This window comes from Pseudomonas sp. SJZ079, from assembly GCF_007993865.1.
Classification (GTDB): domain Bacteria; phylum Pseudomonadota; class Gammaproteobacteria; order Pseudomonadales; family Pseudomonadaceae; genus Aquipseudomonas.
The window spans coordinates 1-12292 of the sequence record NZ_VIUH01000047.1; the positions used below are offsets into that span (position 1 = coordinate 1).

General features: G+C 61.0%; 9 protein-coding genes. 5 read left to right on the forward strand and 4 right to left on the reverse strand.

Translation table 11 applies throughout. From position 1 onward, the window contains the following. Positions 1-216 precede the first annotated feature (216 nt). Entirely contained in the window at positions 217-1308 is a 1092-nt protein-coding gene (gene thiO / locus FBY03_RS22730; protein ID WP_147174615.1) for a glycine oxidase ThiO, read from the forward strand. Positions 1309-1354: 46 nt separating this feature from the next. On the opposite strand, the gene FBY03_RS22735 is transcribed toward thiO, so the two are convergent. The 3 genes from FBY03_RS22735 to FBY03_RS23390 are packed head-to-tail and all read right to left on the reverse strand — an operon-like array spanning position 1355 to position 4513. Further along, complete coding sequence (locus FBY03_RS22735; protein ID WP_147174616.1) at positions 1355-2692, reverse strand: sigma-54 dependent transcriptional regulator; 1338 nt, start codon at positions 2690-2692, stop codon at positions 1355-1357. Between the two features lie 2 nt (positions 2693-2694). Next, positions 2695-4287, reverse strand: a complete 1593-nt coding sequence (locus tag FBY03_RS22740) for a nitrogen regulation protein NR(II) (protein WP_147174617.1) — start codon at positions 4285-4287, stop codon at positions 2695-2697. Beyond that, positions 4277-4513, reverse strand: a complete 237-nt coding sequence (locus FBY03_RS23390; RefSeq protein ID WP_147174618.1) for a PP0621 family protein — start codon at positions 4511-4513, stop codon at positions 4277-4279. The genes FBY03_RS22740 and FBY03_RS23390 overlap by 11 nt, the downstream gene beginning before the upstream one ends. Before the next feature lie 314 nt (positions 4514-4827). On the opposite strand from FBY03_RS23390, the gene FBY03_RS22750 reads away from it, so the two are divergent. Beyond that, positions 4828-6459 carry an NAD+ synthase gene (locus tag FBY03_RS22750; RefSeq protein WP_147174619.1) on the forward strand — a complete coding sequence of 544 codons (1632 nt, stop codon included), beginning with the start codon at positions 4828-4830 and terminating at the stop codon, positions 6457-6459. A gap of 96 nt (positions 6460-6555) precedes the next feature. On the opposite strand, the gene FBY03_RS22755 is transcribed toward FBY03_RS22750, so the two are convergent. Further along, a complete protein-coding gene (locus FBY03_RS22755) occupies positions 6556-7560 on the reverse strand; it encodes an outer membrane protein assembly factor BamD (RefSeq protein ID WP_147174620.1) in 1005 nt (334 codons plus the stop codon). Between the two features lie 147 nt (positions 7561-7707). On the opposite strand from FBY03_RS22755, the gene rluD reads away from it, so the two are divergent. From rluD to clpB, 3 genes are all read left to right on the forward strand, one after another. After that, positions 7708-8682 (forward strand): 23S rRNA pseudouridine(1911/1915/1917) synthase RluD, encoded by a 975-nt coding sequence (rluD, locus tag FBY03_RS22760; RefSeq protein WP_147174621.1) that lies wholly within the window; start codon positions 7708-7710, stop codon positions 8680-8682. Next, the gene (gene pgeF, locus FBY03_RS22765) at positions 8679-9416 is read left to right on the forward strand and encodes a peptidoglycan editing factor PgeF (RefSeq protein ID WP_147174622.1); all 738 of its coding nucleotides are present in this window, start codon (positions 8679-8681) and stop codon (positions 9414-9416) included. The genes rluD and pgeF overlap by 4 nt, the downstream gene beginning before the upstream one ends. A gap of 221 nt (positions 9417-9637) precedes the next feature. Further along, complete coding sequence (clpB, locus tag FBY03_RS22770; RefSeq protein WP_147174623.1) at positions 9638-12202, forward strand: ATP-dependent chaperone ClpB; 2565 nt, start codon at positions 9638-9640, stop codon at positions 12200-12202. The last annotated feature ends 90 nt before the right edge of the window (positions 12203-12292 follow it).

Sequence of the window (12292 nt, forward strand, 5' to 3'; positions counted from 1 at the left end):
TGTGAGAGTAGGTCATCGTCAAGCGCCTAACACCAAACCCCCAATCGGCTTGCGCCGGTTGGGGGTTTGTCTTTGTGCGCGAAAATACTCGCAGAGTCTTCCTTGGACGGGGAGCTAAGCCCTGCTTGGCGCAGCTTGAGCGGTGCCAATGCCTGGGTAGAAAACTGCTGAGCCGATGGCGTATAACGGCCCCTATGCGACCTGTTTGGAGAATCTATGCGAATCCTGGTAGTTGGCGGTGGCGCCATTGGCTTGTTGTCGGCGCGCTTGCTGGCCGAGGCAGGGGCGGAAGTGTGTCTGCTGGATCAAGGGGGGCTGGGTGGAGAATCTTCCTGGGCCGGTGGTGGCATCGTTTCCCCGCTCTACCCCTGGCGCTATAGCCCGGCAGTGACCGCACTGGCGCATTGGTCACAGGATTTCTATCCACAATTGGCAGCACAGCTACAGGGTGATACGGGGATTGACCCAGAGGTATATGTCACCGGATTGTATTGGTTGGACCTCGAGGATGAAGTTGCGGCTCTGTCTTGGGCGGAGCGTGAGAGGCGCCCGTTACAGACTGTGGCCATAGATGCGGTGCACCAGGCCGTGCCAGCGTTGGGTGGCGGCTACTCTAGAGCGCTGCATATGCCGGATGTCGCCAATGTGCGTAACCCGCGACTGGTCAAGGCATTGCGCGTGGCGCTGCTGAATATGCCGAAGGTGACGGTGCACGAACAATGTGCGGTGAGAGGATTCATCCAGGAGGGCGGGCGCATTCGTGGGGTGCGCACTGCAACTGGGGATCTGCGCGCTGATCAAGTGGTCGTGGCGGCCGGCGCCTGGAGTGGGGAGTTGTTGGCTAGTTTAGGGATAACATTGCCGGTCGAACCGGTGAAAGGACAGATGATTCTGTATAAGTGTGCCGAGAGCTTTTTGCCCAGCATGGTGCTGGCTAAGGGGCGCTATGCCATTCCGCGGCGGGACGGACATATTCTGATCGGCAGTACATTGGAACACGCAGGGTTCGACAAGACGCCCACCGGGAATGCCTTGGACAGCCTTAAAGCCTCTGCTGTGGAGTTGCTCCCAGCCTTGGCCGAGGCTGCGCCTGTTGGGCATTGGGCCGGTCTGCGCCCGGGCTCACCAGAGGGCATTCCCTTTATCGGAGCTGTTCCGGGATTTGAGGGGCTCTGGTTGAATTGTGGGCATTATCGCAATGGCCTGGTCTTGGCGCCGGCATCCTGCCAACTGTTAGCGGATCTGATGCTGGGGCGACAACCCATTATTGATCCGACGCCTTATGCGCCCGAGGGGCGGCTGGCTTAAAGCGCGTTTTTGCACGCTCCCACATACGGGTGCGAGGGCGCGGCGGTTAATCGATCCCCAGTTTTTTCAAGCGGTAACGCATCGAGCGGAAAGTCAGGCCAAGGCGCTGAGCCGCAGCAGTGCGGTTCCAGCGGGTCTCTTCGAGGGCCTGCATGATTAGCTTGCGCTCGATGTCCTCCAGGTAGTCTTCCATGTTGTCGATTTGCGCGAGGCTGGCTTCGCCGTTTTCAGTGGGTGCGCTAGCCTCCGCCAAGCGCAAGTCGCTGGCGTTAATTTGCTCGTCTTCGCAGAGGGTGTAGGCACGCTCAAGCATGTTCTCCAGTTCGCGCACGTTACCGGGGAAGCGATAGCACTTGAGCTTTTCCAGCGCATCGGCGTCGAGTCTGGCGGGGCTTAAGCCAGTGCCTTCGGCTAGGCGCTTGAGCATGGTCTCGGCCAGGAGTGCGATGTCTTCGCGGCGCTCGCGCAGCGACGGCACACAGAGTTCGATGACATTCAGGCGGTAATACAAGTCCTGCCGGAAGCGCCCGGCGGCAACCTCTGCTGCCAGGTCTTTATGAGTGGCGCAGAGGATACGCACATCGACCACGACTTCCTGTTGACCACCCACGGCGCGCACGGCTTTTTCCTGGATCGCGCGCAGTAGTTTGACCTGCATCGGCAAGGGCAAGTCGGCGACCTCATCGAGAAACAGGGTGCCCCCATTGGCGGCCTGGAACAGTCCTTGTTTGTCTTCGATGGCGCCGGTAAAACTGCCTTTCTTGTGACCGAAAAACTCGCTCTCCATCAGTTCCGAGGGGATAGCGCCGCAGTTGACCGGCACAAACGGCCGCTCGCTACGTGGGCCTTGCTCGTGGATCAGCCGTGCGACCAGTTCCTTACCGCTGCCTGACTCGCCACTGATATATACCGGTGCCTGGCTGCGGGCGAGTTTCAGGATTTGTTTGCGCAGTGCTCGCATGGGGGGGGAGTCGCCGATCAGGCGGCTGTCCACCGGCAGGTCCTTGTCTTCGGCTGAGCGCAGGCGTAGAGCCGTGGCGACCAGTTCTCGCAGGCGAGCGAGATCGACAGGTTTGGTCAGAAAGTCGAAAGCTCCAGCCTTGAGTGCATTGATCGCAGTTTCCAGGCTGCCATAAGCCGTGATCATTGCCACCGGCACCTGCGGGTGGCGTTGCTGGATGTGTTGCACCAGTTCCAGGCCGCTGCCATCGGGCAAGCGCATATCGGTCAGGCACAGATCGAACGGCTCTTTGGCCAGCCATTCGTGGGCCTCCTTGACGTTGCGCGCACTACGGGTATCGAGCTTCATCCGCCCCAGGGTGATTTCCAGGAGTTCACGGATATCGGGCTCGTCGTCGACGATCAGGGCTCTCTGGCGGGTCATGGTCAGCTCAGTTTGCGTGAATGGGCGAAGGTGATGCGGAAGCAACTACCCCCACTCTCACGGGGTTTATAGTCGAGGCGAGCCTGGTTGCTTTCACACAGCTCGCGGGAAATATACAGGCCCAGGCCGGTGCCTTTGTTCTCCGTGGTGTAGAACGGCTCGAAGAGGTGGTGAAGCTGCTCGTGCGGCACACCGGGACCATCGTCGAGTACCTCCAGTACCGGCAAGTCGCTGTCCAGGTCTCTGAATAGTCTCAGCCAGACTTGGCCTCGCTGGTTTTTTTGTGCGCTGTAACGCATGCCATTTTGTACCAGATTGGTCAGCACCTGGGTTAGTTGGTGTGGGTCCATGCGGGTTTGAATAGTGCCACCGAGCGTTTCCAAGTGGAGTCGCTGACCTGCCGGCGCCGCACTGCGGAACTCGCTGGCAAAACGGTGTAGCCAGTATCTAAGGTCCAGTAACTGCGGCTCGGCCTGGCGCCGGCGCGACAACTGCAAGACATTCTCGATCACCAGATTCATCCGGCGTGAGTGATCTTGGATGATTTGCGCAAGGCGCAGGTCCGGGCCTTGCAGGTCCTCGGATTCTTGCAGCAGTTGCGCGGCATGGCTGATCGCGCCGAGGGGATTACGGATTTCATGCGCGATGCCTGCAGTTAGCCGGCCGAGTGAGGCGAGTTTGAGCTGTTGGGCCTGCTGAGCGATCTGCGAAATATCGTCGAGGAAGATCAGGATGTGCCGCTGCTCGCCACGTTGCAGTGGAATAAAGCTCGGCTGCAGTACCGGGCCATCGGCGAATGCTTGTAGGTTGGCAGGGCGCAAAGTTGGATTATGCAGCCATTGTTGCAGGCGCTTGACCAGTTCCGCGCAGTGCGGGTCGAGGATCTTGCCGGCCAGCTCAGCACAGCCAAGCAGGTTCAGTGCACCTTGATTGGCCAGTAGAACCCTGTGCTGGCCATCGAGTACCAGAATACCGGTACGCATCCGTTGCAGGATCAAGGAGTTCAGGGCCTCAAGGTTGGCCACATCAGCCGCCCGTTGTTCGGCCAGGGTTTCGCTGACGTGCAGGCGCCGCGTCACCCCTTGGACGAACAGTGCGGCGGCAAAGCACAAGGCGCCAAGGGCTCCTGCTTGGACATATTGCGCCGCCGCTGCGGGGCGGCTGAGGCTGAGGTAAAAGGTCAGGTAAATGATGCTGATGGCCGCGATGGCGGCAATCAGCAGGCCGATGCGACCGCGCAGGAGGATGTTGGCGATGGCCACTGCGACGATCAGCAGGTTGCCAATCCCGCTAGGCGTGCCGCCAGCGGCATAGAACAGACCGGCCAGTAGAATTAAATCGACCAGGGCTAGGCTGAAAACCTGCGACAGGCGGCGCGGGCGCTGCACCACCACGGCCACCAGGATATTCAGAACCAGATAAAACCAGCTGCCATTACGAAATAGAGCAGGGTGGGCCATATCCAGTAGTTGTGAATCCAGATCACTGGAAATCAGCAGGATCAGGACCAGGCCAATGGTCACGCGGTACAGGTGATAGAGTCGCAGGATTCGTCGGCCCTGCGTTCCGCTGAGGGCTAGGACTTCAGTGCTCACCGGGCTTGCGACCTAGTTCGAGGTGCGCCTGGCTGCAATACCAGTGTTGATCCTGCGCGAATGCATGTGCGCGCGGTACATGGATGCCGCAATGTTCACAGCGCACCATGGGCACCGGCCCTGGTTTTTTATCGCTAGGGTGAGGTGCAGGGCGGGTGATGCGGCGCCAGAACCAAAAGGCCGCCGCGACGATGGCGATCAGCAACAGCAGGCGGAATAAGCCCATAACGTTCTCTTATCATTAAAGGCTGGCAGTTTAGCCAAGGAAGCCGCGCCAGCACAGTCGTTAGCTGGCCGTTTAATCTTACTGCGCTCGGCCGCTCTGCGTTGAAATCAGACCCGAGATGCTCACCTGCGCTTCGTGCGCGCCGATATGGCCCCAGCGTCGGGCCGCCTTGGCTGGGTGTTCAATATGGGCTGCGCGCTGTTAAACCCTAGTTGTGCGTTGTTTCCACGGGGGACGATGCGGGAGAATGGCAGGCATGCGGCGATGCTGTCTATGGAGGGTGTCGCAAGTGGGATTTCTTTGTGGAGGCGGCTATGAGCCAAACCCTGCGGGTCGTGATGGCCCAGTTGAATTTGCGCGTTGGCGATGTGCACGGCAATGTCGAGCGGATTATCGAGGCCGCGTGCAGCGCCCGCGATCAGTGGCAGGCAGACGTAATCGTGTTCTCCGAGTTGGCGCTCTGTGGTTATCCGCCGGAAGATCTGCTGTTGCGTTCGAGTATGCAAAGGCGCATCGAACAGGGATTGCAGCGCCTGCAGGACGAGGTGCGCGGAATCTATCTGGTCGTGGGTTATCCCTGGCTGGAGGATGAGCTGCATTACAACGCCTGCGCGGTGATTGCCGACGGCCAGTTACTGGCGCGCTATTACAAGCAGAAGTTGCCCAATTACCGGGTGTTTGACGAAAAGCGCTATTTCGAGCCCGGCAGCCAGTCTTGTGTGGTTGATATCAAAGGCGTGGCGGTGGCACTGACCATCTGCGAAGACATCTGGTTTGCCGAGCCTATGGCGCAAGCACGTGAGGCCGGTGCGCAGCTGATGCTGAGTCTGAATGCCTCGCCCTTCCATCTCGATAAGCAACGTGAGCGTGAAGAGGTGCTGGTCGAGCGCGCACTCGAAGGTGCGATGCCGATCATTTACGTCAATCAGGTCGGAGGTCAGGACGAGCTGGTGTTCGATGGCGGTAGCTGTGTGGTCAGCGCCAGCGGACAGGTTTGCCAGCGGGTGCCGGCTTTCCATGAGGGGTTGTACCCGGTCGACCTGCACCTGGACGCAGAGCAGGTCACTCCACGACCTGCAGCCTGTGCACCGTTACCCGAGTTGGAGGCCAGCGTTTATCAGGCACTGGTCATAGGCGTGCGTGACTATGTTCGCAAGAATGGTTTCAAGGGCGTGTTGCTCGGGCTGTCGGGTGGTATCGACTCGGCGTTGACCCTGGCGGTGGCGGTCGATGCCCTGGGCGCCGAGTGCGTCGAGGCGGTGATGATGCCCTACCGCTACACGGCGCAGATCAGCCTGGAGGATGCCGAGGCAGAAGCCAAGGCGCTGGGAGTCACCTACCGGGTGCTGCCGATAGCGCCCATGGTCGAAGCCTTTATGGGCACCCTGGCGCCGGTCTTCGAGGGCATGGCCCGCGACACGACCGAGGAAAACCTGCAAGCCCGCTGCCGTGGCACGCTGCTGATGGCCATGTCAAACAAGAAGGGCTATCTGGTGCTGACCACGGGCAACAAGAGTGAAATGGCAGTCGGTTATGCCACGCTCTACGGCGATATGGCCGGTGGCTTCGATGTGCTCAAGGACGTGCCGAAAACCCTGGTGTTCCGGCTGTGCGAGTACCGCAATACCTTGAGTCGGGTGATCCCGCAGCGGGTCATCGACCGTCCGCCATCGGCCGAGTTGGCGCCGGATCAGAAGGATGAAGACTCGCTCCCACCTTATCCAGTGCTCGATGAAATATTGAAACTGTACATCGAGCATGACCTGTCGGCCGACGCCATCATCGCCGAGGGTTTCGATGAGGACATGGTCAAGCGCGTGCTGCGTTTGGTCGACCTGAATGAATACAAGCGTCGGCAGGCGGCAGTAGGGGTGCGCGTTACTCAGCGCGGCTTCGGGCGCGACCGCCGTTACCCGATTACCTCGGGTTGGCGGATTGGTGATTGAGGCTGTGAGTTAGTGGGGCGAGGCCCGCATTCAAGTGGGTAGCACAAATGAAAAAGGGAGGCCAGAGGCCTCCCTTTTTCGTGGTAGCACGAGGTATCAGTCGAACAGGCCAAAGGTCATGTAGCTGAACCAGGAACGACTCTTTTTCTTGCCGCCTGCATCGCTCGCCTGATCCGGGGTGGTCGACTTGAGTTCGTCAGGGATCTGCTCCTCGGCGTCTTCGTACTGGCGGACCACGTCCTGACTGGCGCGCGTTTCGCCAGGTGGCAGCGGGGTGTCGGTCTCGATCAGGCCGAGGGTGGCTTTGGCCAGCCAGGAGCGCGTATCGGCTTCTTCTTCGAGTGGAACGAACTGGCCGTCGACCAGGCTCGGGTGTTCCGGGTAGTTGAGCTTCAGGGTTTCCAAGCTGGTGGCCGCCAGTTCGTCCAGGGCCAGGCGCTGGTAAGCTTCGGTCATTACCGCCAGGCCGTCGCCGACCGCCGGAGTTTCCTGGAAGTTTTCCACCACGTAGCGGCCACGGTTGGCAGCGGCGACATACGCCTGGCGAGTCAGGTAGTAGTGGGCCACGTGGATTTCATAGGCGGCCAGCAGGTTGCGCAGGTGGATCATGCGCTGCTTGGCATCCGGCGCGTAACGGCTGGTCGGATAGCGACTGGTCAGCTGGGCGAACTCGTTGTAGGAGTCGCGGGCAGCGCCTGGATCGCGCTTGGTCATGTCCAGCGGCAGGAAGCGCGCCAGCAGTCCACGATCCTGGTCGAAGGACGCCAGGCCTTTCAGGTAATAGGCGTAGTCGACGTTCGGGTGCTGCGGGTGCAGACGAATAAAACGCTCGGCGGCTGAACGGGAGGCTTCAGGCTCGACGTTCTTGTAATAGGCGTAAATCAGTTCCAGCTGAGCCTGCTCGGCATAGCGACCGAATGGGTAGCGCGACTCCAGGGCCTTGAGATTAGCGATGGCGCTGGTGTAGCTGTGGTTGTCCAGGTCGCTCTGAGCCTGCTGGTACAGCTCGGTTTCACTCAGGTTTTCGTCCACAACATCCTTGGATGAGCAGGCGGCAGTGAGGGCGAGGATGGCGATCAGCAGCAGGTGTTTCACTTGCATGGCGGCTTGCGTCCCTGTGACGGCGGCTGTCTTGAACCAAGCCGTCCTGTTATGATGAGCACCCCCGGTTCCCCTGGGGCAAAGACGCCGTATTTAACCACAAGCGTGTAGCCGAAACCAAAGGCTACGCCCCCGCCGTTGCAGAGCATGTCTTCTATAAATAAGCTGGCCATTCAACTGAACGCCGAGGTGCCGTACGATCTGGGCGGTCAACGCCTCGATCAAGTCGCCGCCCAACTGTTCGCCGAACACTCGCGTTCGCGCCTGTCTGCCTGGATCAAAGAGGGTCTGCTGACCGTCGACGGCGCCGTGCTGCGCCCACGGGACATCGTCCATGGTGGAGCTCTGCTGGAGCTCAACGCCGAGCAAGAGGCCCAAGGTGAATGGATCGCTCAGGATATCGAGCTGGACATCGTCTATGAGGATGACCAGCTACTGGTGATCAACAAGCCTGCGGGCCTGGTGGTACACCCGGCCGCCGGGCATGCCGACGGCACCCTGCTGAATGCCTTGCTGCACCATGTGCCGGATATCGTCAATGTGCCGCGTGCCGGCATCGTCCATCGTCTGGACAAGGACACCACCGGCCTAATGGTGGTGGCCAAGACGATCCAGGCGCAGACCCAGCTGGTCGATCAGTTACAGAAGCGCTCGGTCAGCCGTATCTATGAGTGCATCGTGATTGGTGTGATCACCGCCGGTGGCAAGATCGATGCGCCGATCGGCCGCAGCTCCTCGCAGCGCCAACGCATGGCGGTGACCGATGGCGGCAAGCAGGCGATTAGCCATTATCGAGTGCTGGAGCGCTTCCGCTCGCACACCCATACCCGCGTCAAGCTGGAAACCGGGCGCACCCACCAGATTCGTGTGCACATGAGCCACGTCGGTTACCCGCTGGTCGGTGATCCGGTGTACGGCGGGCGCTTCCGCATTCCGCCGGCGGCCAGCCAGACCCTGGTGCAGAGTTTGAAGGAGTTCCCGCGTCAGGCCCTGCACGCGCGCTTTCTCGAGCTGGATCACCCGGTGACCGGACAACGCATGAAGTGGGAGTCGCCCTTGCCGGATGATCTGGTCTGGCTGCTGACGCTGCTGCGTCAGGATCGCGAGGCGTTTATCGGGTGAGTGCCTGGGCGCATGACTGGCTGACACCGGATTGGCCGGCGCCCGCGTGGGTCAAGGCGTGCGTCACGACCCGAGCAGGCGGTATCAGTGCGGCGCCTTTCGATAGCCTTAACCTCGGCGAGCACGTCGAGGACGATCCCGTTGCGGTGGCGAAGAACCGCCAACGTCTAGTCAGCCAGCTGGGTTGCCGGCCAGCCTGGTTGCAGCAGGTGCATGGCATCGAGGTCGTGCCGGCGACCCCGGGTGACCTGGTAGTTGCCGATGCCAGCTGGAGCAATGCCCCGGGTGTCGCCTGCACGGTGATGACGGCGGATTGTCTGCCGGTGTTGTTTTGCGACCGTGCCGGTACGCGCGTGGCCGCGGCCCATGCCGGTTGGCGCGGCTTGGCCAAGGGTGTGCTGGAGGCCACCCTGGACGCCCTGCTCATCGCGCCAGAGGAAATTTTGATCTGGCTGGGGCCGGCAATCGGTCCGCAAGCCTTCGAAGTGGGCGCGGAGGTGCGCGAGGTCTTCGTCAGTCAGCATCCGCAAGCGCTCGAGGCCTTCAAGCCAAGCAGCAATACAGGGCGCTTTATGGCGGATATCTACCAGCTGGCGCGTATCCGTCTGGCTGCCCGTGGGGTTGCTGCGGTCTACGGTGGCGGTTTCTGCACCTACAGCGATCCACGGTTTTATTCCTACCGCCATGCCGCCCGCACCGGTCGTTTTGCCTCGTTGATCTGGCTGGCCGACTGAGCCAACGCGCGCGACCTGGCTTTTCTGGGTGGCTTCGGTCGCTCAGCAAGCGGGCATGCGGTTGCAAAATGGACGTCGCTTGTCTCAGGGCGATCTGACCCAGATCAACCTCGCTCGGCTTGAATCCCGCACAATTGACCTCATCTAGTCTTCATCTCGGCGGGCTTTCGTTAGAGGTGTGTCTATCGCGCCGGCCTGCTTTACGAAAGAAGGATGACGCAATGCGAATCGACCGTTTAACCAGTAAGTTGCAACTCGCGCTGTCCGACGCCCAATCCCTGGCCGTCGGTCTCGACCACGCCGCCATCGAACCGCTGCACCTGATGCAGGCCTTGCTCGATCAGCAGGGTGGCTCGATCAAGCCTTTGTTGAGGCAGGTGGGCTTCGACGTCAACAGCCTGCGCAAGGCCTTGAGCAAAGAGCTCGACCATCTGGCCAAGATTCAGAACCCCACCGGCGATGTAAACCTGTCCCAGGACCTGGCGCGCCTGCTCAACCAGGCCGATCGCCTGTCGCAGCAGAAGGGCGACCAGTTCATTTCCAGTGAGTTGGTGCTGCTCGCCGCGCTGGACGAAGGCACCAAGCTCGGCAAGCTACTGCTCGGCCAGGGGGTGAGTAAAAAAGCCCTGGAAAATGCCGTTGCCAATTTACGCGGTGGCGATGCGGTGAATGACCCGAATGTCGAGGAAGCCCGGCAGGCGCTGGATAAGTACACCATCGACCTGACCAAGCGCGCCGAAGAGGGCAAGCTCGACCCGGTGATTGGCCGCGACGATGAAATTCGTCGCACCATCCAGGTGTTGCAACGCCGCACCAAGAACAATCCGGTGCTGATCGGTGAGCCGGGTGTGGGCAAGACCGCGATTGTCGAGGGCCTGGCCCAGCGCATCGTCAACGGTGAAGTACCCGATGGCCTGAAGGACAAGCGCCTGCTGTCTCTGGACATGGGCGCGTTGATTGCCGGGGCCAAGTTTCGTGGCGAGTTCGAGGAGCGCCTGAAGGCGGTGCTCAGTGAGCTGTCCAAGCAGGAAGGGCGGATCATCCTGTTTATCGACGAGCTGCACACCATGGTCGGCGCCGGCAAGGCCGAGGGTGCCATGGATGCCGGCAATATGCTCAAGCCGTCGTTGGCGCGTGGCGAACTGCACTGCGTTGGCGCCACCACTCTGGACGAATATCGCCAGTACGTCGAGAAGGACGCGGCACTGGAGCGGCGTTTCCAGAAGGTTCTGGTCGATGAGCCGAGCGAGGAAGACACCATCGCCATCCTCCGCGGCCTGAAAGAGCGCTACGAGGTGCACCACAAGGTGGCGATCACCGACGGCGCAATCATCGCCGCGGCTAAACTCAGCCACCGTTATATCGCCGATCGGCAGCTGCCGGACAAGGCCATCGACCTGATTGACGAGGCGGCCAGCCGCATTCGCATGGAGATCGACTCCAAGCCGGAAGTGCTCGACCGTCTGGAGCGCCGGCTGATTCAGCTCAAGGTCGAGGCCCAGGCGCTGAAGAAGGAGGAGGACGAGGCGGCAATCAAACGCCTGGCCAAGCTCAACGAGGATATTGCCCGCCTGGAACGCGAGTACGCCGACCTGGAAGATATCTGGAAGGCGGAAAAGGCCGAGGTGCAGGGCTCGGCGCAGATCCAGGAGAAAATCGAGCAGGCCCGCCAGGAGCTCGAGGCGGCGCGGCGCAAGAGTGACCTGGAGCGTATGGCTGAGTTGCAGTACAGCATCATCCCCGATCTGGAGCGCAGCCTGCAGATGGTCGATCAGCACGGCAAGACCGAGAATCAACTACTGCGCAGCAAGGTCACCGAGGAAGAGATCGCCGAAGTCGTCTCCAAGTGGACCGGTATCCCGGTGTCGAAAATGCTCGAAGGCGAGCGTGACAAACTGCTGAAAATGGAAGGCCTGCTGCATCGGCGGGTGATCGGTCAGAACGAGGCGGTGGTCGCCGTGGCCAACGCGGTGCGGCGCTCGCGCGCCGGGCTGTCCGACCCCAACCGGCCAAGTGGCTCTTTCCTCTTCCTCGGCCCGACCGGGGTGGGCAAGACCGAGCTGTGCAAGGCACTGGCGGAATTTCTGTTCGACACCGAAGAGGCGCTGGTGCGCATCGACATGTCCGAGTTCATGGAGAAGCATTCGGTGGCTCGTCTGATCGGCGCGCCGCCGGGTTATGTCGGCTACGAAGAGGGCGGTTACCTGACTGAGGCGGTCAGGCGCAAGCCTTACTCGGTGGTGCTGCTCGATGAGGTGGAAAAAGCTCACCCGGATGTGTTCAACGTGTTGTTGCAGGTGCTCGAAGATGGCCGCCTGACCGACAGTCATGGGCGCACCGTCGACTTCAAGAACACCGTGTTGGTGATGACCTCCAACCTCGGCTCCGTGCAAATCCAGGAGCTGGTCGGTGACCCTGAGGGGCAGCGGGCGGCGGTGATGGATGCGGTGAGCAGCCATTTCCGTCCGGAGTTCATCAACCGGATCGACGAGGTGGTGGTGTTCGAGCCACTGGCCCGCGAACAGATCGCCGGTATCGCGCAAATCCAGCTGGGCCGTTTGCGTCAGCGCCTGGCCGAGCGCGAGCTGAGCCTGGCGCTGAGCGACGAGGCCTTGGATAAGCTGATCGCCATCGGTTACGACCCGGTCTATGGCGCACGGCCCCTGAAGCGGGCGGTTCAGCGCTGGGTCGAAAACCCGTTGGCGCAGCTGATCCTGGCCGGAAAACTCGAGCCCGGCAGCAGCGTCACAGGCACGGTCGAGGGCGATGAAATCGTGTTTGCCTAGGGTCTGTTGCCGTTTCATTGCGAGCCGCGTTGCCGCGAGAAATGGCCCCCGATTAGGCGCAGGACGCAGGTAATGGTCATTCCCTTGCCA